This is a genomic window from Streptomyces sp. SP17BM10 (assembly GCF_036322405.1).
Classification (GTDB): domain Bacteria; phylum Actinomycetota; class Actinomycetes; order Streptomycetales; family Streptomycetaceae; genus Kitasatospora.
The window spans coordinates 1-384 of the sequence record NZ_JAQYXB010000394.1 but is presented as its reverse complement, the minus strand read 5'-3'; the positions used below and the strand labels follow the sequence as shown (position 1 = coordinate 384).

Annotated in this window: 1 protein-coding gene; it reads left to right on the top strand. The window is 82.0% G+C overall.

Features of this window, described 5'->3' with window-relative positions; all coding sequences use genetic code 11:
* Positions 1 to 141 precede the first annotated feature (141 nt).
* On the top strand, positions 142 to 384 hold a 243-nt coding region (locus tag PUR71_RS02915), incomplete at its 3' end, for a hypothetical protein (protein WP_329924705.1).

Below are 384 nucleotides of genomic sequence, written 5' to 3'. Positions count from 1 at the left end.
GTCCACGCCCGCCCCCGGTCGCCCGGCCGACCACCACGAGCACCAGGACCCGCACCCCCACACCCCCCCCCACCTCCAGCTGGACAACCACGACCGCCAGGAGAAGCGCCCCCTCGGCTGCACCTCCCGCGTGCAGCTCGCGTGGTCCCTCGGGCGGCGCCCGAGAACCCCGCCGCGCCGCCCCGCCACACCCCGGCCGTCCTCGACACCGACACCGCCCCCGCCGCGGACGCCGCCGCGCAGCGCGCCCCCACCGGCCGCCGCCGCCGGCCGCTCGAGGTGAGCGACGCTCAGCGACGGGGAGGGACCCAGTGGCGAGGGGCGCCGGCGGCCGGGGGGCGCCGCGCGCGCGGGGCGGGCGGCGGCGAACCGTTCGACGTGGGC